General features: G+C 57.0%; 17 protein-coding genes. 8 read left to right on the plus strand and 9 right to left on the minus strand.

Going from position 1 to position 20,499, the window contains the following annotated elements; all coding sequences use genetic code 11:
• The first annotated feature begins 3 nt into the window (after window positions 1-3).
• From carB to folA, 5 genes are all read left to right on the plus strand, one after another.
• Window positions 4-3,228, plus strand: a complete 3,225-nt coding sequence (gene carB / locus FNY10_RS18020) for a carbamoyl-phosphate synthase large subunit (RefSeq protein ID WP_131049209.1) — start codon at window positions 4-6, stop codon at window positions 3,226-3,228.
• A gap of 170 nt (window positions 3,229-3,398) precedes the next feature.
• A complete protein-coding gene (locus FNY10_RS18025) occupies window positions 3,399-3,632 on the plus strand; it encodes a YgdI/YgdR family lipoprotein (protein WP_100682609.1) in 234 nt (77 codons plus the stop codon).
• A 217-nt stretch (window positions 3,633-3,849) separates the two neighbouring features.
• Window positions 3,850-4,380 carry a glutathione-regulated potassium-efflux system oxidoreductase KefF gene (gene kefF, locus FNY10_RS18030; protein ID WP_131049210.1) on the plus strand — a complete coding sequence of 177 codons (531 nt, stop codon included), beginning with the start codon at window positions 3,850-3,852 and terminating at the stop codon, window positions 4,378-4,380.
• Complete coding sequence (gene kefC, locus FNY10_RS18035; RefSeq protein ID WP_141965340.1) at window positions 4,373-6,238, plus strand: glutathione-regulated potassium-efflux system protein KefC; 1,866 nt, start codon at window positions 4,373-4,375, stop codon at window positions 6,236-6,238. Before kefF ends, kefC begins: the two co-directional genes overlap by 8 nt.
• Window positions 6,239-6,435: 197 nt before the next feature.
• A complete protein-coding gene (gene folA, locus FNY10_RS18040) occupies window positions 6,436-6,915 on the plus strand; it encodes a type 3 dihydrofolate reductase (RefSeq protein ID WP_100682600.1) in 480 nt (159 codons plus the stop codon).
• 81 nt (window positions 6,916-6,996) lie between these two features.
• On the opposite strand, the gene apaH is transcribed toward folA, so the two are convergent.
• From apaH to lptD, 6 genes are all read right to left on the minus strand, one after another.
• Window positions 6,997-7,845 carry a bis(5'-nucleosyl)-tetraphosphatase (symmetrical) ApaH gene (gene apaH, locus FNY10_RS18045; RefSeq protein WP_100682599.1) on the minus strand — a complete coding sequence of 283 codons (849 nt, stop codon included), beginning with the start codon at window positions 7,843-7,845 and terminating at the stop codon, window positions 6,997-6,999.
• 4 nt (window positions 7,846-7,849) lie between these two features.
• Complete coding sequence (apaG, locus tag FNY10_RS18050) at window positions 7,850-8,227, minus strand: Co2+/Mg2+ efflux protein ApaG (RefSeq protein WP_100682598.1); 378 nt, start codon at window positions 8,225-8,227, stop codon at window positions 7,850-7,852.
• Between the two features lie 2 nt (window positions 8,228-8,229).
• Window positions 8,230-9,051 carry a 16S rRNA (adenine(1518)-N(6)/adenine(1519)-N(6))-dimethyltransferase RsmA gene (gene rsmA, locus FNY10_RS18055; RefSeq protein ID WP_100682597.1) on the minus strand — a complete coding sequence of 274 codons (822 nt, stop codon included), beginning with the start codon at window positions 9,049-9,051 and terminating at the stop codon, window positions 8,230-8,232.
• Window positions 9,048-10,037 carry a 4-hydroxythreonine-4-phosphate dehydrogenase PdxA gene (gene pdxA, locus FNY10_RS18060; RefSeq protein ID WP_160702320.1) on the minus strand — a complete coding sequence of 330 codons (990 nt, stop codon included), beginning with the start codon at window positions 10,035-10,037 and terminating at the stop codon, window positions 9,048-9,050. Before pdxA ends, rsmA begins: the two co-directional genes overlap by 4 nt.
• Before the next feature lie 117 nt (window positions 10,038-10,154).
• Entirely contained in the window at window positions 10,155-11,441 is a 1,287-nt protein-coding gene (gene surA / locus FNY10_RS18065) for a peptidylprolyl isomerase SurA (RefSeq protein WP_160702319.1), read from the minus strand.
• 54 nt (window positions 11,442-11,495) lie between these two features.
• Window positions 11,496-13,847 carry an LPS assembly protein LptD gene (lptD, locus tag FNY10_RS18070; RefSeq protein ID WP_100682594.1) on the minus strand — a complete coding sequence of 784 codons (2,352 nt, stop codon included), beginning with the start codon at window positions 13,845-13,847 and terminating at the stop codon, window positions 11,496-11,498.
• 244 nt (window positions 13,848-14,091) lie between these two features.
• Here lptD and djlA point away from each other — a divergent pair, with 244 nt between their 5' ends.
• Window positions 14,092-14,919 carry a co-chaperone DjlA gene (gene djlA / locus FNY10_RS18075; RefSeq protein WP_160702318.1) on the plus strand — a complete coding sequence of 276 codons (828 nt, stop codon included), beginning with the start codon at window positions 14,092-14,094 and terminating at the stop codon, window positions 14,917-14,919.
• A 30-nt stretch (window positions 14,920-14,949) separates the two neighbouring features.
• On the opposite strand, the gene FNY10_RS18080 is transcribed toward djlA, so the two are convergent.
• Together FNY10_RS18080 and FNY10_RS18085 are read right to left on the minus strand one after the other, a co-directional pair.
• Window positions 14,950-15,651, minus strand: coding sequence for a response regulator (locus tag FNY10_RS18080; protein WP_160702317.1), 702 nt, complete (start codon window positions 15,649-15,651; stop codon window positions 14,950-14,952).
• Window positions 15,641-17,266: an ATP-binding protein gene (locus tag FNY10_RS18085; RefSeq protein ID WP_131049215.1), complete on the minus strand. Its 1,626-nt coding sequence runs from the start codon at window positions 17,264-17,266 to the stop codon at window positions 15,641-15,643. The genes FNY10_RS18080 and FNY10_RS18085 overlap by 11 nt, the downstream gene beginning before the upstream one ends.
• Window positions 17,267-17,704: 438 nt before the next feature.
• On the opposite strand from FNY10_RS18085, the gene FNY10_RS18090 reads away from it, so the two are divergent.
• Entirely contained in the window at window positions 17,705-19,069 is a 1,365-nt protein-coding gene (locus FNY10_RS18090) for a 2-hydroxycarboxylate transporter family protein (protein ID WP_100682590.1), read from the plus strand.
• Window positions 19,070-19,239: 170 nt separating this feature from the next.
• Window positions 19,240-19,770: a citrate lyase holo-[acyl-carrier protein] synthase gene (gene citX, locus FNY10_RS18095; protein ID WP_160702316.1), complete on the plus strand. Its 531-nt coding sequence runs from the start codon at window positions 19,240-19,242 to the stop codon at window positions 19,768-19,770.
• A 66-nt stretch (window positions 19,771-19,836) separates the two neighbouring features.
• Here the strand turns inward: citX and rluA are convergent, their stop codons facing one another.
• Window positions 19,837-20,496: a bifunctional tRNA pseudouridine(32) synthase/23S rRNA pseudouridine(746) synthase RluA gene (gene rluA / locus FNY10_RS18100; protein ID WP_100682588.1), complete on the minus strand. Its 660-nt coding sequence runs from the start codon at window positions 20,494-20,496 to the stop codon at window positions 19,837-19,839.
• Window positions 20,497-20,499 lie beyond the last annotated feature (3 nt).

A 20,499-nucleotide genomic window follows, 5' to 3' on the forward strand; every position in this document is an offset into this window, starting at 1 on the left:
GCCATGCCAAAACGTACAGATATAAAAAGCATCCTGATTCTTGGCGCTGGCCCGATCGTTATCGGCCAGGCTTGTGAATTTGACTACTCTGGCGCTCAGGCCTGTAAGGCCCTGCGTGAAGAAGGTTACCGCGTCATTCTGGTGAACTCGAACCCGGCCACCATCATGACCGACCCGGAAATGGCCGATGCGACCTATATTGAGCCGATCCACTGGGAAGTGGTACGCAAAATCATCGAAAAAGAGCGTCCGGATGCGGTGCTGCCGACCATGGGCGGCCAGACCGCGCTGAACTGCGCGCTGGAGCTGGAGCGTCAGGGCGTGCTGGCTGAATTCGGCGTCACCATGATCGGCGCTACCGCCGATGCAATTGATAAAGCGGAAGACCGCCGTCGTTTCGATGTGGCGATGAAGAAAATTGGTCTGGATACCGCGCGTTCCGGGATTGCGCACACCATGGAAGAAGCGCTGGCGGTGGCCGCTGACGTGGGCTATCCGTGTATCATTCGTCCCTCCTTCACCATGGGCGGCACCGGCGGCGGTATCGCTTATAACCGCGAAGAGTTCGAAGAAATTTGTACCCGCGGTCTGGATCTCTCGCCGACCAACGAGCTGCTGATTGATGAATCGCTGATCGGCTGGAAAGAGTACGAAATGGAAGTGGTGCGCGATAAGAACGATAACTGCATCATCGTCTGCTCGATTGAAAACTTCGATGCCATGGGCATCCACACCGGTGACTCCATCACCGTGGCGCCGGCGCAAACCCTGACCGATAAAGAATACCAGGTGATGCGTAACGCTTCGATGGCGGTGCTGCGCGAAATTGGCGTGGAAACCGGGGGATCTAACGTTCAGTTCTCGGTTAACCCGAAAGACGGCCGCCTGATTGTTATCGAAATGAACCCGCGCGTATCACGCTCCTCTGCGCTGGCATCGAAAGCGACCGGCTTCCCGATTGCCAAAGTGGCGGCCAAGCTGGCGGTGGGCTATACCCTGGATGAGCTGATGAACGACATCACCGGCGGTCGTACGCCGGCCTCGTTCGAACCGTCTATCGACTACGTCGTCACCAAGATTCCCCGCTTCAACTTTGAAAAATTCGCCGGCAGCAACGACCGCCTGACTACTCAGATGAAATCCGTTGGCGAAGTGATGGCGATTGGCCGCACCCAGCAGGAATCTCTGCAAAAAGCGCTGCGCGGCCTGGAAGTGGGCGCCACCGGCTTCGACCCGAAAGTGAGCCTCGATGACCCGGAAGCGCTGACCAAAATTCGCCGTGAGCTGAAAGATGCTGGTGCCGAGCGTATCTGGTATATCGCCGATGCGTTCCGCGCGGGCCTCTCCGTCGATGGCGTCTTCAACCTGACCAACATCGACCGCTGGTTCCTGGTGCAAATTGAAGAGCTGGTTCGCCTGGAAGAGAAAGTGGCTGACCTCGGCATTACCGGCCTTACTCCGGAGTTCCTGCGTCAGCTGAAGCGTAAAGGCTTTGCCGACGCGCGTCTGGCTAAGCTGGCGGGCGTTCGTGAAGGCGAAATCCGCAAGCTGCGCGACCAGTACAACCTGCACCCGGTCTACAAGCGCGTGGATACCTGCGCGGCGGAGTTCGCGACCGACACCGCCTATATGTACTCCACCTATGACGACGAGTGCGAAGCGAACCCGTCCGTCGACCGCGATAAGATTATGGTTCTCGGCGGCGGTCCAAACCGTATCGGCCAGGGCATCGAATTTGACTACTGCTGCGTACACGCTTCGCTGGCGCTGCGTGAAGACGGTTACGAGACCATTATGGTTAACTGTAACCCGGAAACCGTCTCTACCGATTATGACACCTCCGATCGTCTGTACTTTGAGCCGGTGACCCTCGAAGACGTGCTGGAAATCGTCCGTATCGAGAAGCCGAAAGGCGTTATCGTCCAGTACGGCGGCCAGACGCCGCTGAAACTGGCGCGCGCGCTGGAAGCGGCTGGCGTACCGGTTATCGGCACCAGCCCGGATGCGATTGACCGCGCGGAAGACCGCGAGCGTTTCCAGCAGGCGGTTGACCGTCTGAAGCTGAAACAGCCGGCCAACGCCACCGTTACGGCTATCGAGCAGGCGGTAGAGAAAGCGAAAGAGATTGGCTACCCGCTGGTGGTTCGCCCGTCGTACGTCCTCGGCGGCCGGGCGATGGAAATCGTCTACGACGAAGCCGACCTGCGTCGCTACTTCCAGACCGCGGTCAGTGTCTCTAACGATGCGCCGGTTCTGCTGGACCGTTTCCTTGACGATGCGGTCGAAGTCGACGTTGACGCCATCTGCGACGGCGAAATGGTGCTGATTGGCGGTATCATGGAGCACATCGAGCAGGCGGGCGTGCACTCGGGCGACTCCGCATGTTCTCTGCCGGCTTACACCCTGAGCAAGGAAATTCAGGATGTGATGCGCGAGCAGGTACAGAAGCTGGCCTTCGAACTGCAGGTCCGTGGCCTGATGAACGTCCAGTTCGCGGTGAAGAACAACGAAGTGTATCTGATTGAAGTGAACCCGCGTGCGGCGCGTACCGTTCCGTTCGTCTCGAAAGCCACCGGTATCCCGCTGGCCAAAGTCGCGGCGCGCGTGATGGCTGGTCAGACTCTGGCACAGCAGGGCGTGACCAAAGAGATTATCCCGCCGTACTACTCGGTGAAAGAAGTGGTGCTGCCGTTCAACAAATTCCCGGGCGTTGACCCGCTGTTAGGGCCAGAAATGCGCTCTACCGGGGAAGTGATGGGCGTGGGCCGTACTTTCGCGGAAGCGTTCGCTAAAGCGCAGCTGGGTAGCAGCTCAACGATGAAAAAACAGGGGCGCGCGCTGCTCTCCGTTCGCGAAGGCGACAAAGAGCGTGTCGTCGACCTGGCGGCGAAACTGCTGAAGTTCGGTTTCGAGCTGGATGCGACTCACGGCACCGCGATTGTACTGGGTGAAGCGGGTATCAACCCACGTCTGGTGAACAAGGTGCATGAAGGTCGTCCGCACATTCAGGACCGTATCAAGAATGGCGAATACACCTACATCATCAACACCACCGAAGGTCGTCAGGCGATTGAAGACTCCAAGCTGATTCGCCGCAGCGCCCTGCAGTACAAAGTGCATTACGACACCACCCTGAACGGCGGTTTCGCGACGGCGATGGCACTCAACGCCAACGCCATCGAGAAAGTGACCTCGGTTCAGGAAATGCACGCGCAAATTAAAAAGTAAGCCGCCTCGTTAACATCGGGTCGCGGAACAACAAGGGCTGACGAGAAATCGTCGGCCCTTTTTTTATCCGCGCCATCTTCGGAGAGTTCTGCTTTTCGCTGCCCGTTCAGTGAGGCTAACTATAGTTAGCATCATAACGATATCAATTGACGGCAAGACAGGAGGATACAATGCGGAACAAAATTCTGATGGCATCCGCGCTGGCGGCGACGGCAATGTTGTTTGTGGCGGGCTGTTCATCGAACCAGGCGCTGAAAACGACCGACGGTAGAACGATCGTGACTGATGGCAAGCCCCATGTGGATGATGACACCGGCATGGTGTCGTACAAAAATGCGCAAACCGGTCGGACCGAACAGATCAATCGCGATCAGGTGAAGTCGATGGACGAGCTGGATAACTAAGGTTGTCCGGGGCCCCGCGAAGGATCTCGTGGGCCTCCTTGAACGGCCCTTCTGGCGCGATCGGCAGACCTTTGTTGCCGGCGCCGCTTAAGGTATCGCTAATCATGCCGCGAAATGCCTGAAGCGGGTTGAGATAAAAGCAGGTTGTGATTGTAAGCGCTTCGATTAACTGACTACACTCTTGCTGATTACAACGAGAGTGAACGCAGGCTAATCAATGATTCTGATAATTTATGCCCATCCCTATCCGCAGCACTCGCATGCGAATAAGCGGATGCTTGAGCAGGCAAGGACGCTGGATGGCGTAGAAATACGCTCCCTCTATCAACTTTACCCCGACTTTAATATCGACGTCGCCGCCGAACAGGCGGCGCTGGCGCGAGCCGAGCTGATTATCTGGCAGCATCCGATGCAGTGGTACAGCGTGCCGCCGCTAATGAAACTGTGGATGGATAAGGTGCTGTCGCACGGCTGGGCCTACGGACATAACGGCATCGCCCTGCGCGGCAAATCGCTGATGTGGGCGGTGACCACCGGCGGCGGCGAGAGTCACTTTGATATCGGCGCGTTTCCCGGATTTGATGTGCTTTCCCAGCCGCTACAGGCGACCGGCCTGTACTGTGGTATGAGGTGGCTGCCGCCTTTCGCCATGCACTGCACCTTTATCTGCGACGATGAAACCCTTCAGGCGCAGGCGCGCCGCTACCGACAACGCCTTATCGAATGGCAGGAGACGCATTATGGATAGCCATACGCTTATACAGGCGCTGATTTATCTGGGGTCCGCCGCGCTGATTGTGCCGATCGCCGTGCGTCTCGGTTTGGGCTCGGTGCTTGGCTATCTGATTGCCGGCTGTATCATCGGGCCGTGGGGGCTGAGGCTGGTGACCGACGCCGAGGCGATTTTGCACTTTGCCGAAATCGGCGTGGTGCTGATGCTGTTTGTTATTGGTCTGGAGCTCGACCCGCAGCGCCTGTGGAAGCTGCGCGCGTCGGTGTTTGGCGGCGGCGCTTTACAGATGGTGGTGTGCGGTGTACTGATTGGCCTGTTCTGCATGCTGCTGGGGATGCGCTGGCAGGTAGCGGAGCTGATCGGCATGACGCTGGCGCTGTCGTCGACGGCGATCGCCATGCAGGCGATGAACGAACGTAATCTGACGGTCTCGCAGATGGGGCGGAGCGCATTTGCCGTCCTGCTGTTTCAGGATATCGCGGCGATCCCGCTGGTGGCGATGATCCCGCTGCTGGCCGCCAGCGGTGGTTCCACGACGCTGGCGGCGTTTGCCTTGTCGGCGCTCAAGGTGGCAGGCGCGCTGGCCCTGGTGGTGGCGTTGGGGCGCTATGTGACCCGTCCGGTGCTGCGCTTCGTGGCCCGTTCCGGTCTGCGCGAAGTGTTCAGCGCCGTGGCCCTGTTCCTGGTCTTTGGCTTTGGCCTGTTGCTGGAGGAGGTCGGGCTGTCGATGGCGATGGGGGCCTTCCTCGCCGGCGTGCTGCTGGCGAGCTCGGAATATCGCCACGCGCTGGAAAGCGACATTGAACCGTTTAAGGGGCTGCTGCTGGGGCTGTTCTTCATCGGCGTCGGGATGTCGATTGATTTCGGTACCCTGATGAGCCATCCGCTGCGTATTCTGGTTTTACTGGTCGGTTTCCTGATTATCAAAGGCGCCATGCTGTGGTTGATTGCGAAGCCGCTCGGAGTGCCGCGCGCTCAGCGCCGCTGGTTTGCGGTTCTGCTGGGGCAGGGGAGCGAATTTGCCTTCGTGGTATTTGGCGCGGCGCAGATGGCCGACGTACTGGATAGCGACTGGGCGAAAGCGTTGACCCTGGCGGTGGCGCTGTCAATGGCGGCAACGCCGATCCTGCTGGTGCTGTTGACCCGTCTGGAGAAGTCGTCCAGCGGCGAAGAACGCGAAGCGGATGAGATTGATGAAGAGCAGCCGCGGGTGATTATTGCCGGCTTTGGCCGCTACGGGCAGATCGCCGGTCGTGTGCTGCTCTCCGGCGGGGTGAAGATGGTGATCCTCGATCACGATCCTGACCATGTCGATACGCTGCGTAAATTTGATATGAAAGTGTTTTATGGCGATGCCACGCGTGCGGATCTGCTGGAATCGGCGGGGGCAGCAAAAGCCGAGGTACTGATCAATGCGATTGACGATCCGCAGGTCAGCCTGCAGCTGGTCGAGCTGGCGAAAGAGCATTTCCCGCACCTGCAGATTATCTCCCGCGCCCGCGATGTGGATCACTATATCCAGCTGCGTCAGGCCGGCGTGGAGGCCCCGGAGCGTGAAACCTTCGAGGCGGCGCTGAAATCCGGGCGAATGGCGCTGGAGGCGCTGGGGCTGGGCGCATATGAAGCGCGTGAGCGCGCCGACCTGTTCCGTCGCTTCAACCACAAGATGGTGGAGGAGATGGTGGCGATGGCGGAAAACGACGCGGCTTCCCGCGTGGCGGTGTTCAAACGAACCAGTGACATGTTGACCGGAATTATCAACGAGGATCGTAACCATTTGTCGTTGGTTCAGCGCCACGGCTGGCAGGGAACCGAAGAGGGCAGACATACCGGGAATATCGCCGATGAACCGGAGAATAAGCCTTCTGTCTGAGGCAAAAACTCACTGTTACGTTTTGTTTACAGTTAACATTTTGTTTTCAATTTAGTTCCGCAGCAGGCGGCTCGCGTAGCTTACGTGGGCTCGCCTGCAAATCCGAAAATTTTCTTATTCTTTACTCTCCGCGCAGTCGACGAACTATTACGCTTTACGTATAGTGGCGGCAATTTTTTGCATTCGGGAAATTTTCAATGATCAGTCTGATTGCGGCGTTAGCGGTAGATCGCGTCATTGGTATGGAAAACGCCATGCCATGGGACCTGCCTGCCGATCTCGCCTGGTTTAAACGTAATACCTTAAACAAGCCGGTGGTCATGGGGCGTCTGACCTGGGAGTCTATTGGCCGCCCGTTGCCGGGGCGTAAGAATATCGTTATCAGCAGCCAGCCCGGCACCGACGATCGCGTGCTGTGGGTGAAATCGGTTGATGAAGCGATTGCCGCCTGCGGCGACGTTGAAGAGATGATGGTGATCGGCGGCGGTCGTGTCTATGAGCAGTTCCTGCCGAAGGCCCAGAAGCTTTATCTGACGCATATTGATGCCGAAGTGGAAGGGGATACCCATTTCCCGGACTACGATCCGGACCAGTGGGAGTCGGTATTCAGCGAATTTCACGATGCCGATGCGCAGAACTCGCATAGCTACTGCTTCGAGATCCTCGAACGTCGCTAATGGCATTCCGGGCAGCGCGTAGCGCTGGCCGGGGCAAGATGATGATATCCCGGATACCGCGTACCGCTATCCGGGATTTTTTCAGGAGGCAACCGCCTCGCCTTCGTCCAGTTCTTTCTGGCGGTTCGATGGTTGGGTGAAATACTGCTTATCTTCCCAGCGTAGACAGGTCAGTTCTCCGCCCCAGCAGCATCCTGTATCCAGCGCGTAAATCCCTTCCGGCGTCCCTTTTCCTTCCAGCGAAGCCCAATGACCAAACGCAATGCTGTACTCGTTGCTCACCGGGCCCGGAATGGCGAACCACGGTTTTAACGGCGCAGGGGCATTTTCCGGCGCTTCTTTGGCATACATATCCAACTGCCCGTTCGGGAAGCAGTAGCGCATACGGGTGAAGGCATTGGAGATAAAGCGCAGGCGGGCGAGACCGCTCAGTTCAGTGCTCCAGTTATTCGGCATATCGCCATACATCGCATCGAGGAAGAACGGATAGGAGTCGCTGGCGAGCACGGCTTCAACATCGTGCGCGCACTGTTTTGCCGTTTCCAGATCCCACTGTGGCGTGATGCCCGCATGGGCCATCACCAGCTTTTTCTCTTCATCAATCTGCATCATCGGCTGACGGCGCAGCCAGTTGAGCAGCTCGTCGGCATCCGGGGCTTCGAGCAGCGATTTCAGGCGATCTTTGGGCTTGTTGCGGCTGATACCGGCGAAGACGGCCAGCAGATGCAGATCGTGATTGCCGAGGACCAGGCGCACACTATCGCCAAGGGATTTAACGTAGCGCAAAACCTCCAGCGAACCCGGGCCGCGCGCGACTAAATCGCCCGTCAGCCACAGCGTATCGATCCCTGGGGTAAACTCCACCTGCTTTAATAGGGCGAGCAGTTCATCGTAGCAACCATGAACGTCGCCAATAAGGTATGTAGACATTGTTTTAATGAATGAGCGTTGGTACTGCGAGACGGAAAACAGGGATATCGATCGAGAACGGCGCGCCGTTCACGTCGATCATGTCATAATGTCCCTGCATGGTGCCCAGCGGCGTTTCAATGACCGCCCCGCTGGTATACTGGAATTCACCGCCAGCGGGAATATGCGGCTGTTCGCCGATAACGCCTTCACCCTGCACTTCAGTCTCACGACCGTGGCCGTTGGTGATAAGCCAGTAGCGGCCAAGAAGCTGAACCTGAGTCCGCCCCAGATTGCGAATCGTGACGGTATAAGCGAAAACGTAGCGCTCTTCTTCCGGAGAAGACTGCGATTCGATATAGACGCTTTGCACCTGCACGCAAACTCGAGGCGAATCAATCATGGTTAGCTCTCCTTGGTGGGCGAGTTGTCAGACAGCCAGTTAGCCAGCTGACAGTATTGTGCCACGGAAATATTCTCTGCACGTTTTGCCGGGTCAATGCCCAGCTCGTTCAGTACCTCAACGCTGAACAGGTTGCCGAGGCTGTTACGAATCGTTTTACGACGCTGGTTAAAGGCCTCGGTAGTGATTCGGCTCAGCACGCGAACCTCCTTCACCGGGTGCGGCAGCGTGCGATAAGGCACCAGGCGCACGACGGCGGAATCCACTTTAGGCGGCGGCGTGAAGGCGCCCGGCGGCACTTCGAGTACCGGGATGATCTGGCAGTAATACTGCGCCATGACGCTCAGTCGACCATAAGCCTTACTGTTCGGTCCGGCAACCAGGCGATTGACGACCTCTTTTTGCAGCATAAAGTGCATGTCGGCGATGGCATCAGTATAGCTGAACAGATGGAACATCAGCGGCGTCGAGATGTTGTACGGCAGGTTGCCGAACACGCGCAGCGGCTGACCCATGGTCTGCGACAGCTCGCCGAAGTTCATGGTCATGGCATCCTGCTGATAAATGGTCAGCTTCGGCCCGAGGAACGGATGCGTCTGCAGGCGAGCGGCCAGATCGCGATCCAGCTCGATAACGGTAAGTGCGTCCAGGCGTTCACCGACCGGTTCGGTCAGCGCCGCCAGGCCCGGACCGATCTCGACAATTGCCTGCCCTTTCTGGGGGTTAATGGCCGAGACAATGCTGTCGATCACGAACTGATCGTTGAGGAAGTTTTGCCCGAAGCGTTTACGGGCTAAGTGGCCCTGATGGACTCGATTATTCATTGCGTATTAACAATCATTTTGATGGCGAGATTAAGCGCCGTGATAAAACTGCCGACATCCGCTTTTCCCTGGCCCGCCAGTTCAAGCGCGGTACCGTGGTCAACAGAGGTGCGAATAAAGGGTAAACCGAGCGTAATGTTCACGCCACGGCCAAAGCCCTGGTATTTTAGCACGGGAAGGCCCTGATCGTGGTACATCGCGAGTACCGCATCGGCATTGTCGAGATATTTCGGCTGGAAAAGGGTATCCGCCGGCAGCGGACCGCTCAGATTCATCCCCCGGGCGCGCATCTCTTCCAGCACCGGAATAATGGTATCGATCTCTTCCGTCCCCATATGCCCACCTTCGCCGGCGTGTGGGTTCAGGCCGCAGACCAGCACGTGCGGCTGGGCGATACCGAATTTATGGCGCAGATCGTGGTCCAGAATCGTTATCACTTCACGGAGCAAATCAGGCGTGATCGCGTCGCTGATCGCTTTTAGCGGCAGGTGCGTGGTTGCCAGAGCGACGCGCAGCTCTTCGGTCGCCAGCATCATGACCACTTTACTGGCATGAGCCCGCTCTTCAAAGAATTCGGTATGCCCGGTAAAGGCGATACCCGCGTCGTTGATATTGCCCTTATGTACCGGCCCGGTAATCAATGCCGCAAATTCGCCGCTCAGGCAGCCGTCACATGCGCGAGCCAGCGTCTCAACCACATAGCTGCCGTTGCGCACATTCAGCACGCCGGGTGTCACAGGGGCGTTCAGCGCGACGGGGAGGAGCGTCAGGGTGCCGGCGCGTTGTGCCGCTGCGGGAAGAGAGGGGGTGTAGGGCAGGAGAGATAAAGGAAGACCGAGCTGTTGAGCCCGGTCAGATAACAGAGCGCCGTCGGCGCAAACCACCAGCTCTACCGGCCAGTCGCGTTGCGCAAGCTGTACAACAAGGTCCGGGCCGATTCCGGCGGGCTCACCGGGAGTGATAACAACTCGATTCATACACTTCATCCTTCAGGACGTCTTTCTGTTGGCAACGCCGTCGGCCCGCTCACATCGTGAGTTGTCCGGGCCGACGGCTTGCCGCCTCAATACACCCCGCGTGCTGTTGTGTATGAGGCCGTGATATTAGTTGCTCAGAATTTTGACGTAAGCGCTGGCGCGTTGTTCCTGCATCCAGGTTGCCGCTTCTTCAGAGAACTTACGGTTCATCAGCATCCGGTACGCGCGGTCTTTCTGCGCGGCGTCGGTTCTGTCGACCTGACGGCTGTCCAGCAGTTCAATCAGGTGCCAGCCGAAGGAGGAGTGAACCGGCGCGCTGGTCTGGCCTTTGTTCAGACGCATCAGCGCATCGCGGAACGCCGGATCGAAGATATCTGGCGTTGCCCAGCCTAAATCGCCGCCCTGGTTCGCGGAGCCCGGATCTTCGGAGAACTCTTTCGCCGCTTTAGCGAAGGTGGTTTTCCCGCTCTTAATATCGGCGGCAATCTGCTCCAGTTTAACCCGCGCCTGTTCGTCATTCATGATAGGCGACGGCTTCAGCAAAATGTGACGGGCGTGAACTTCGGTGACGGAGATGTTCTTGCTGCCGCCGCGCATATCGTTCACTTTCAGAATATGGAAGCCGACGCCAGAGCGAATCGGGCCGATAATATCGCCTTTCTTCGCGGTGCTCAGCGCCTGGGCGAAGATCCCCGGCAGTTCCTGAATACGGCCCCAGCCCATCTGGCCGCCTTTCAGCGCCTGCTGGTCGGCAGAGTAGGTGATAGCCAGCTTACCGAAGTCAGCGCCGCTGCGCGCCTGCTCAGCGATAGAGTTAGCCTGTTCCTGCGCTTTCGCTACGTCGTCGGAGGTCGGGTTTTCTGACAGCGGAATCAGGATGTGGCTGAGGTTCAGCTCGGTGCTGGCATCGTTCTGATCGCCAATCTGTTTTGCCAGCGATTCGACTTCCTGCGGCAGCACGGTGATGCGACGACGGACTTCGTTGTTACGCACTTCCGCAATCAGCATCTCTTTACGAATCTGATTACGGTAGGTGCTGTAGTTAAGACCGTCATAGGCCAGACGGCTGCGCATCTGATCCAGGGTCATGTTGTTCTGTTTCGCGATGTTGGCAATCGCCTGATCGACCTGATCGTCAGTGATTTTCATGCCCATCTTCTGGCCCATCTGCAGAACTATCTGGTCCATGATCAGTCTTTCGAGGATCTGATGACGTAAGGTCGCGTCATCGGGCAGCTGTTGACCGGCCTGGCCAGCATTAAGCTTAACCGATTGCAATAAGCCATCGACGTCGCTTTCAAGAACAACGCCATTATTGACGACAGCCGCTACTTTATCGACAACCTGTGGGGCAGCGAAACTGGTATTCGCGATCATGGCGATACCGAGAAGCAGCGTTTTCCAGTTCTTCATACTTTTTCCATTTCAATTAACCGCAAATGCGGATTACGTTTTAAACCAGCCACATCACAGGGAGTTCTGGTACGGTAAAATGTTCGAACGCAGCATCTGCTGGGTGCCGAGACCGTAGTTGGAGCTCAGGCCACGCAACTCGATGTTAAAGCCAAAGGTGTTGTCATATTTGCTCTCGCCGCTGCCATTGCCGTTGTTGGTCCAGCCGTTGATCTTACGTTCGTAGCCAAGGCGAATAGCGTAACAGCACGAGTTATATTGCACCCCTAACATCTGGTTAGCGCTCTTTTTGGTATTGGTGTCAAAGTAGTACGCGCCCACCACCGACCAGCGATCGACGATCGGCCAGCTGGCGGCCATGCCCACCTGAGAAATACCATTTTTGTACTGCTCAGCGGTGGAGTACGACGGCAGCGTGGCCTGAATGTATTCCGGGCTGGCATAACGATAGTTAAGCTGTATTAAGCGGTTTTCATCGCGACGGTATTCCACGGTGCCGTTACCGGTAGCGACGTTAGCCAGACGAGTATCGTACTGAATTCCCCCGCGTAAACCCCAGTTATCGGCGATGCGCCAGTAAGTATCGCCGGCCCATACCAGTGAACCCGTTGTGTTGTTGTTCTCCCAGTTGATGTTGTCATCACCGGTCCGGGACTCGGTGAAATAATAGATTTGACCAACGGAAATATTAAAACGTTCAACGGCGGCGGAATCATATACGCGCGAAGTTACGCCGGTAGTGACCTGGTTCGCGGAAGCAATACGGTCCAGGCCGCTGTAGCTGCGGTCGCGGAACAGGCCGCTGTAGTCTGACTGCAGCAGCGTGGAGTCGTAGGAGCCGATTTGGCTCTGATCGCGATACGGGATATACAGATACTGCATACGCGGTTCCAGCGTCTGGGTGAACCCCTCCTGCATATCGCGCTCGAAGACCATTTTCCCGTCGACTTTAAACTGCGGCATCACGCGGTTAACCGACTCTTTATAGTTGGTGTTATTGGCGGCGTTGTAGTCATCGAGGTTGCTCTGCTGATAGTGCGTTGCCAGCAGCCTGGCTTCGGTATTAATACTGCCCCAGCCGTTAGACAGCGGCAGGTTGATCGTCGGTTCGAAGTGAACACGCGTGGCTTCCGGCATGTTGCCGTTGGTGTTGACGAAATGCACCGCCTGCCCATAGAGATGAGTATCGAACGGACCGACATCATTCTGGTAATAGTTGACATCCAACTGCGGCTGAGCGGCGTAGGAATTACTCGACTCACGGTTGAAGACCTGGAACTGTTTGGTCGACACGGTCGCGTCGAAGTTCTGGTTGACGTAGCCCGCGCTGAATTTCTGCGTGGCGTAGCCGTCGGTACTGGAGCCGTATTTCGAGCTGAAATCGTTAAAGTAGTTCGGATCGCTGACCTTGGTGTAGTCGGCGTTAAGGCGCCATACCTGGTCAATCACGCCAGAGTGGTTCCAGTAGAACAACCAGCGGCGGCTGTTGCTGTCGCTGGAGTGGTCGTCCTGGTAGACTTTATCCGACGGCAGGTAGTCAAACTCGAACAGGCCCATACCGGCTTTGGTCAGATAACGGAATTCGTTTTCCCACATTACGCCGCCGCGCTCGCTCATATAGTGCGGCGTCAGGGTGGCGTCAAAGTTCGGCGCGATATTCCAGTAGTACGGCAGTGAAAACTCGACGCCGTTCTTGGTGCTGTATTTGGCGTTCGGAATCAGGAAGCCAGAACGGCGTTTGTCGCCCACCGGCAGCTGCAGGTAGGGACTATAAAAAACAGGGACCGAACCGAGTTTGAAACGGGCGTTCCAGATTTCCGCCACCTGCTCTTCGCGGTCGTGGATAACTTCGCTACCGACGACGCTCCAGGTGTCAGAACCCGGCAGACAGGAGGTAAAGCTGCCGTTTTCCAGAATGGTGTAGCGGTTTTCGCCGCGCTGTTTCATCAGGTCGGCGGTACCGCGGCCCTGACGACCGACCATCTGGTAATCACCCTGCCAGACGTTGGTGTCTTTAGTGTTGAGGTTTGCCCAGCCTTTCGGACCTTTCAGGATAACCTGATTATCGTCATAGTGAACGTTGCCGAGCGCGTCAACCGTGCGCACGGGCTGAGGCTGGCCAGCAGCCTGCTGCTGATGAAGCTGGACCTCATCCGCCTGGAGACGACTATTACCCTGGTTAATATCAACATTACCGGTAAAGACGGCGTTATCAGGATAATTGCCCTTCGCATGATCGGCATTGATCGTCACCGGCAGCTCGTTAGTCTGGCCTTCAACGAGGGGACGATTATAGCTTGGTACGCCAAGCATACATTGCGTGGCGAGATCGGCGGCGAGGCCTTGTTGGCTATACAAGGCGCTGGCGATCATGGTGGCCAGGAGGCTGGGAATACGTTTTTTCATACGTTGTATTTGTTGTTCCGTCATCTTGTGGCAGCGGCTTGCAAACGGTCAGAGCCTAACGTACTCATCTTCATCGCGCTAGTGTTAATCCTGCCGGTTTGAATCCCGAGCGTTAGGCACCGTGTAGAATGACGAGTATGATAAAGCAAAATATAGGCTATGTCCCACAATTGACCGAAGCGTCAGCGCTTTGTAACGTGCGGTCATATATAGCTTAACTGGCGGCGGAAAGATTGGGGAGTCTATGCAGTATTTGGGAAAAATAATTGGGGTTGCGGTCGCGCTGATGATGGGCGCAGGCTTTTGGGGACTGGTGCTGGGCCTGCTGGTCGGCCATATATTTGACCGGGCGCGAAGCCGCCGTATCAATGTGTTTGCCAACCAGCAGGAGCGGCAGTCGCTGTTTTTCTCCACCACCTTTGAGGTGATGGGTCATTTAACCAAATCCAAAGGTCGCGTCACCGAAGCCGACATTCATGTCGCCAACATCCTGATGGATCGCATGAATTTGCATGGCGAGTCGCGCACGGCGGCACAGCAGGCCTTTCGCGTAGGGAAATCAGATGATTATCCGCTGCGCGAGAAAATGCGCCAGCTGCGCAGCGTCTGTTTCGGACGCTTCGATTTGATTCGGATGTTTCTGGAAATTCAGCTGCAGACGGCCTTCGCCGATGGCGAATTACATCCTAATGAACGTGAAGTTCTGTTTGTGATTGCCGATGAGCTGGGGATTTCCCGCGCGCAGTTCGAGCAGTTCCTGCGCATGATGCAGGGCGGCGCTCAGTTCGGCGACGGTTCTCAACAGGGCTCGTATGGCCAGAGCGGCAGAAATGCCGGCTGGCAGCAGGCGCAGCGCGGGCCAACGCTGGAGGATGCATGCAACGTGCTGGGCGTGAAGCCTACCGATGATGCCGCGACCGTGAAGCGCGCCTATCGCAAGCTGATGAGCGAACACCATCCGGATAAGCTGGTGGCAAAAGGGTTGCCGCCTGAAATGATGGAGATGGCGAAGCAGAAAGCCCAGGATATTCAGAAAGCCTGGGAGCTTATCAAAGAGCAGCGCGGGTTCTGAGCCGCAGGTCTCTCCCCGGCGGGAGAGACCTCATGATGTGCTTTGAGCGCGTCGGTACATCCGGCGCGGGTGACCAATCTTTCCGTACAACATCTCCACTTCGAGATAACCGATTTCCACACAGTGCTCCAGGTAACGGCGGGCGGTGGTTTTACTTAACCCGGCGTCGTTTACCACCTCATCCACGGAAAAACTGTGATTTTCCCGGCCGCTGAACAGATTTTGCACCAGCGCCAGCGTTTTCTCCTCGATCCCCTTACTGCCGCCGCTATCGGCGCGATAGTTCTTCGCCTGCAACTGGTACAGCGAATCAACGTTTTGCTGATCGACGATTTTCCATTCTCGCTGCTGATCGTAAAACTGCACGAAACGCTCCAGCGACTGGCTCAGACGTTTCCAGGAGACGGGTTTAAGAATGTAGTCGAAGGCGCCGTTGCGGATCGCCTGACTACAGGTTTCCATATCGCTGGCGGCGGTAATAAAAATCACCGAGCAGTTGGCCTCTGCCAGAATCGGGTCGGTCATCAATATGACCCCTTTGCCGTCGGGTAAATAGTTATCGAGCAGTATCAGCTGCGGCGGTTGGCTATTGAGCATCTGCCGCGCCTGGGAGAGGGAGGCGGCCATGCCCGTCAGCCGCATACGCGGATGCTTCTGAATCAGCTCGGCATGCAGCCTCGCCAGCTCGCTTTCATCTTCGATGATCAACACATCGACCAGATCATGATGCATAGTTCGCCTCGTGTCGGGGATGAACAGGGCCGTCGGCGGGGATAAACAGCGTAAAGATCGCGCCGCGCGGTGAGTTATCGGCGACTTCAATGGTGCCGCCAGCCTGTGTCACATAATGTTCAATAAGATACAGGCCGATACCGTGATCGCCACGGGTTTTGGTGGTAATACCGCGTTCAAAGATATGATCGCGGATAGCCGGGTCAATACCGATGCCACGGTCGGCAACTTCAATCATCAGCTCGCGGGCATTCAGTTGAATCAGCACTTCCACCGGCTCGTGCGGCAGTTCGGCACGCTGCGTGGCTTCAATGGCGTTATCCAGCAGGTTGCCGATAATCGAAATCAGCTCCGGTTCAATTAAGGCAGACAGCGGCCGGTCGAGCTGACAGGCGGGGTCAAAGCTGAGCGCCACCCCTTTTTCGCGGGCGCGGGCAGCCTTACCCAGCAGCAGGCCGCAGAGCGTCGGCGAGCTGAACCGGGAAGAGATAAAGTCCAGCAGCTCCTGCGCATGTTCCGACTGCGCCTGAATATAGCGAATCGCTTCGTCATAGTGCCCCATATGCAGCAGACCGGAGAGCGTGGTCATTCGGTTCAGCTGTTCATGGCGCATGATGCGCAGGTTATCAACATAGCGTTTAACCTGGCTTAGCTGGGCACTGAGGGAGTTGATTTCATCACGATCGCGGAAAGTAATCACCCAGCCCTGCAGCGACTCCTCCAGCATGATGCGCACCCGGCTGGCGAGGACGGTCAGTTGGTTGAAGCGGCACAGCTCATCGTGAGTGTCGTTTTCCAGCATTTCATCGCTGGCGAAAAAGGGTTGCGGGGCGATGACGCTGTCGATCGACTGGCCGCGTAGCAGCCGCGCGGGCTTGCTCAGTCCCAGCAGGCTGCGCGCGGCGTGATTGATCACCTCGATACGCCGCTGGCGATCGATAACGATAACGCCCTCATAGATCGATTCCATCATCGCCTTTTGTTGGCGTACCAGCAGGCCGATTTCTCGCGGTTCCAGCGAAAAAATTTGTTTTTTTATGCTGCGGGTAAAATACCAGGAGAAAATAAACAGCGCGATCAGCAGTAGCACGGCGGCGGCGAAGATATTGATGACCTTTGTCAGCGTGATGCTATCGAGATAACTGGTCAGGTAACCCACGGAGACGATGCCCACAACCCGGCCGGTGGCGTCGACGATGGGCGCCTTGCTGCGCAGCGACACCCCAAGCCCGCCTTTACGGATGGTGGTGACGCTTTTCCCTTCCAGCACCGCCTGATTATCACCGCCCACCAGCCGGGTACCGACCCACTCCGGGTGGACGGAATGAAACAGATGCACCCCCTGCGCGTCGCCAATAACAATAAAGCTCGCGTCGCTGCGGGCGGCGATTTTTTGCATCAATGACGTTAGCGGCTGCCGGTCTTTCGCAATAACCTGCTGGCGTAAATCCGGCATCAGCGCGATCTCTTCAGCCTGTATTTTGGCGCGGGTACTCATTTCCTGATAAAGCTGATGACTGGCATCGATGTAGTAATAGACGCCCAGCAGCGCGAATAATACGGAGAAAAAGGCGACCAGCGAAATAAACAGCTTAAATTGAAAGGAAACCTTCATAAGTCGTGTGCAACGTCTCTGCGCTACCGGCACGGTAACATTTTCCCGGCGCCGATATGGGTTAGGCGGCAACGGGGTGAACGTTGCCGCAGGCGATGAGAAACCAGAATCATCTACTGGCGATGATTTATCAAGACACCACGGCAGGCCGCTTATTGCGCCTGAGCGTATCGCGGACGGTCGGTCAATCCGCCGGAGCCCGCGGTGGTCAGCGGTGACGAGACCTCGCGAAGAGGCTCGTCGCAGTATTCCCCTCTGGCGTGCAATAAAAACCATAAAAACCACGCTAATAAATCAGAGAGATATCACGTCGTGGAATAGAAACCATAAAAACCATAATGACCATTAAAACTTCATTTCTAATTCGTCACGCTTCACATTAAGTCTGCTTCAGGCTCCCTAATCTCAAAAATGAATAATAACGAAAGGGCCAAACCTATGAGCACCACTGACAATGCATTCTCTGCGACCCTCGATCCCATCAACACCCCGAAAGCCACCCTCAAACAACGCTGGTGGCACGTGATGGATAATATGAAAGTCGGGATTATCCCGCTGCCTTTGTTCCTGCTGGCCGGCGGATTAATCGCCCTCGACTGTCTGGGCGGAAAGTTGCCGAGCGATATCGTGGTCATGGTCGCGACGCTGGCCTTTTTCGGTTTTGCCTGCGGTGAGTTTGGCAAGCGCCTGCCGATCCTCGGTAAGCTGGGCGCGGCGGCTATCTGCGCCACCTTTATCCCTTCCGCGCTGGTGCATTACGGCCTGCTGCCGGAAGTGGTGGTGGAATCCACGACCAAATTCTACAAATCGACCAATATTCTTTATCTCTATATCTGCTGCATTATCGTCGGCAGCATTATGAGCATGAACCGCACGACTCTGATTCAGGGCTTTCTGCGTATCTTCTTCCCGATGCTGTGCGGTGAAATCGTCGGCATGCTGGTGGGCATCGGCGTCGGTACGGCCCTGGGGATGGCGCCGTTTCAGGTGTTCTTCTTTATCGTGCTGCCGATTATGGCCGGTGGCGTAGGAGAGGGGGCGATTCCACTGTCAATCGGCTATGCCGCCCTGATGCATATGGATCAGGGCGTGGCATTAGGCCGCGTGTTGCCGATGGTGATGCTGGGCAGCCTGACGGCAATAGTGATTGCCGGTTGCCTGAACCAACTGGGCAAGCGCTTCCCGCATCTGACCGGTGAAGGTCAACTGATGCCGAACCGCCGCAATGAAACGCATCGGGCGGACGATGCTGAGACCTCCGCTGGCAAGGCCGACGTGACGACGCTGGCATCCGGCGCTCTGCTGGCCGTGCTGCTGTATATGCTGGGGATGCTGGGGCAGAAAATGACCGGTTTACCGGCGCCGGTGGGCATGCTGTTTCTGGCGGTACTGCTCAAACTGGTTAACGGCGTCTCGCCGCGCCTGCAGGAAGGATCGCAGATGGTCTATAAATTCTTCCGCACCGCGGTGACCTACCCGATTCTGTTTGCCGTGGGCGTGGCCATTACCCCGTGGCAGGAGCTGGTGAACGCCTTTACGATAACGAATCTGCTGGTGATCGTCAGCACCGTCTCGGCGTTGGTGGCGACCGGGTTCCTGGTCGGTAAAAAGACAGGCATGCACCCGATTGATGTGGCGATTGTCTCCTGCTGCCAGAGTGGTCAGGGAGGCACCGGCGATGTGGCGATTCTGACCTCCGGCAACCGTATGAGCCTGATGCCGTTCGCCCAAATCGCCACCCGTATTGGCGGCGCGATTAATGTTTCATTGGGTTTGCTGTTCCTCAGTCATTTCCTGGCATGATTTAGCTCTGCGCTAACAGGAAAACCTGCAATTTTCCTCCACGGGACGAAGAAAATTTCTTTGTCCCGTGCCCTAAATTCTGTTCGTTTAGCGATACAATCAGCAGCGTAATCCGCTATCGCGGCGGCGGCTTTGTCGTCGTCATTTTATCAAGTGAAGGAGAGGAATTAATGTCTGTGGATACTCCCGCCCGTGCGGGCGCCAGCGTAGAAACCGAGCTGGCGACGAAAGTGCAGCGTGCAGCGCGCCAGGCCGAGTGGCTTGGCCATTATCAACAACCGGTCATTGCGCTGACGCTGGTGACGCCGGGCGCGGTAAAAGACAGCATCCGCTATCGCAATATGATGGGCGTGGCGCTGCAGGCCTGCGACCAGCTGTTGTGGAAGCGCCGCTGGAAAACGCTGGACCGTCAGGTGCTGTGGTTGCCAACCGGGCCGGAGGCGCTGTGGTGCGTTGAGCATTCTGCCAGCGAGGTCAAGGCGCTATGCACGGAGCTGCTACAGACTCATCCGCTTGGCCGCTTATGGAATATCGAAGTGATTTGTCCGCAACAAGGCCGGCAGGTGCAGGATGAAAGTACGCGCCGTTGCCTGCTGTGCGATGATGCCGCTCAGACCTGCGAGAGCCTGCATCGCCATGATGCCGAAGAGGTTGTCACCCGCGTTGAGCAGATGATCGATGCGTGGTTTGCCCGCGATTAACCGCCGGTAGTCAGAACGTGTAGCCCGGGTAAGGCGTATGCGCCGCCACCCGGGGTAAACGCCCGATCAGAAATCGACGGGCGCGCGAAAGGTCATCGCGTTGCCGTAGGCCGGATGGGTAATGGTCAGCGTTTCGGCGTGCAGCAGCAGCCGTGGGGCCATCGCCAGCGCCTCTGGCGTCGCATAAAAGCGATCGCCAAGAATCGGATGGCCCAGCGCCAGCATATGTACGCGCAGCTGATGTGAACGCCCGGTAATCGGCTTCAGGCGCACGCGGGCGCTGTTATCGTCGGCATACTCCAGCACTTCATACTCAGTTTGCGCCGCTTTACCGGTTTCGTAACACACCTTCTGCTTTGGCCGGTTCGGCCAGTCGCAGATCAGCGGTAAATCCACCAGCCCTTCCGCTTTTTCCGGATGCCCCCACACGCGGGCGACGTACTGCTTCTTCGGCTCACGCTCGCGAAACTGACGCTTCAGCTCGCGCTCCGCCGCTTTGGTCAGCGCCACCACAATCACGCCGCTGGTAGCCATGTCGAGGCGGTGCACCGACTCGGCCTGCGGGAAGTCGCGCTGCACGCGCGTCATCACGCTGTCTTTATGCTCCTCCAGTCTCCCCGGGACGGACAACAAGCCGCTCGGCTTGTTGACCACCATGATGTGCTCATCCTGATAGAGGATAACCAGCCAGGGATCCTGTGGCGGATTGTAGTTTTCCATCGCCATATT

It is taken from the genome of Klebsiella sp. Lac1, assembly GCF_009825425.1.
GTDB classification, from domain to species: domain Bacteria; phylum Pseudomonadota; class Gammaproteobacteria; order Enterobacterales; family Enterobacteriaceae; genus Klebsiella; species Klebsiella electrica.

Excerpts from the sequence above, each read along its gene's own strand:
- apaG (WP_100682598.1), bottom strand. The coding sequence starts at position 8,227 with ATGATTGATTCGCCTCGAGTTTGCGTGCAGGTGCAAAGCGTCTATATC.
- kefC (WP_141965340.1), top strand. The coding sequence starts at position 4,373 with ATGGATAGCCATACGCTTATACAGGCGCTGATTTATCTGGGGTCCGCC.
- citX (WP_160702316.1), top strand. The coding sequence starts at position 19,240 with ATGTCTGTGGATACTCCCGCCCGTGCGGGCGCCAGCGTAGAAACCGAG.
- djlA (WP_160702318.1), top strand. The coding sequence starts at position 14,092 with ATGCAGTATTTGGGAAAAATAATTGGGGTTGCGGTCGCGCTGATGATG.
- kefF (WP_131049210.1), top strand. The coding sequence starts at position 3,850 with ATGATTCTGATAATTTATGCCCATCCCTATCCGCAGCACTCGCATGCG.
- rsmA (WP_100682597.1), bottom strand. The coding sequence starts at position 9,051 with ATGAATAATCGAGTCCATCAGGGCCACTTAGCCCGTAAACGCTTCGGG.
- folA (WP_100682600.1), top strand. The coding sequence starts at position 6,436 with ATGATCAGTCTGATTGCGGCGTTAGCGGTAGATCGCGTCATTGGTATG.
- FNY10_RS18080 (WP_160702317.1), bottom strand. The coding sequence starts at position 15,651 with ATGCATCATGATCTGGTCGATGTGTTGATCATCGAAGATGAAAGCGAG.
- carB (WP_131049209.1), top strand. The coding sequence starts at position 4 with ATGCCAAAACGTACAGATATAAAAAGCATCCTGATTCTTGGCGCTGGC.
- apaH (WP_100682599.1), bottom strand. The coding sequence starts at position 7,845 with ATGTCTACATACCTTATTGGCGACGTTCATGGTTGCTACGATGAACTG.
- lptD (WP_100682594.1), bottom strand. The coding sequence starts at position 13,847 with ATGAAAAAACGTATTCCCAGCCTCCTGGCCACCATGATCGCCAGCGCC.
- rluA (WP_100682588.1), bottom strand. The coding sequence starts at position 20,496 with ATGGCGATGGAAAACTACAATCCGCCACAGGATCCCTGGCTGGTTATC.
- FNY10_RS18025 (WP_100682609.1), top strand. The coding sequence starts at position 3,399 with ATGCGGAACAAAATTCTGATGGCATCCGCGCTGGCGGCGACGGCAATG.
- pdxA (WP_160702320.1), bottom strand. The coding sequence starts at position 10,037 with ATGAAGTGTATGAATCGAGTTGTTATCACTCCCGGTGAGCCCGCCGGA.
- FNY10_RS18090 (WP_100682590.1), top strand. The coding sequence starts at position 17,705 with ATGAGCACCACTGACAATGCATTCTCTGCGACCCTCGATCCCATCAAC.
- surA (WP_160702319.1), bottom strand. The coding sequence starts at position 11,441 with ATGAAGAACTGGAAAACGCTGCTTCTCGGTATCGCCATGATCGCGAAT.
- FNY10_RS18085 (WP_131049215.1), bottom strand. The coding sequence starts at position 17,266 with ATGAAGGTTTCCTTTCAATTTAAGCTGTTTATTTCGCTGGTCGCCTTT.